This window comes from Vibrio sp. 811 (assembly GCF_033339195.1).
In genome coordinates, this window is record NZ_JAWOUB010000256.1 from 1 (window position 1) to 812 (window position 812).

1 protein-coding gene is annotated in these 812 nt (G+C 45.3%); it reads left to right on the forward strand.

Annotated elements, in window-relative coordinates; translation table 11 throughout:
* Nucleotides 1–812, forward strand: an 812-nt coding sequence (locus tag R7Q46_RS26190) for an ABC transporter permease (protein WP_318078086.1), incomplete at both ends; no start/stop codon positions are given.

The window sequence follows — 812 nt, forward strand, 5'->3', positions numbered from 1 at the left end:
CCGTTCTCTCCTTGATGAAGCCGCCGTATCCGATCTTGATCAGTCAAGATTTGGCGTCTTACATGAACTGGCAAGACGGCGACTTTATTGAGTTGAATGATGGTAGCCGTCTTGGTCCTGTTCAAGTGGATCAAAACAAGCTCTTATCAGGTACACGTTTAGTTACCGACATTTCTTTATTAAGAATGTTGAAGCGAAGCTCGGGCCTTTCAGCGATTTCATGTGGCGAGATGCCAGAAGAAAAATTGATCGCATTAAAAAACATACTGCCAAATGGCATGACTTTGGTTCGAAACACTCGTACTGAGCTTGAATCTTTGACCAAAGCATTCCACATAAACCTCACCGCGATTGGGATGTTGTCGTTTTTGGTTGGACTGTTCATCTTCTATCAAGCGATGTCATTGTCTTTTATTCAGCGTCAGCGATTAGTCGGCATTTTGCGTCAAACCGGTGTGAATGGAACCCAATTGGCGCAAGCGCTATTACTTGAGCTCTCGATACTCGTTTTGGTCGCTTGGGCTTGCGGTAACTTCTTTGGACTCATGTTGGCGAACGAGTTGATCCCTGCAGTATCTTCCAGTTTGAGCGATCTATATGACGCCAACGTTGGCCTTACTATCGGTTGGTCGTGGCAGTCGAGTTTATACAGTTTGATTATGTCGGCAATGGGCGCTCTGATTTCCTGTTTGTGGCCACTGATTCGATTGTTGAAATCGCAACCAATTCGTTTGTCTTCGCGTTTATCGTTAATGCGCTTTGCAGGAAGAGAGTTTTCTTGGCAAGCATTGGCGGCATGTGCTTTCTGTGTA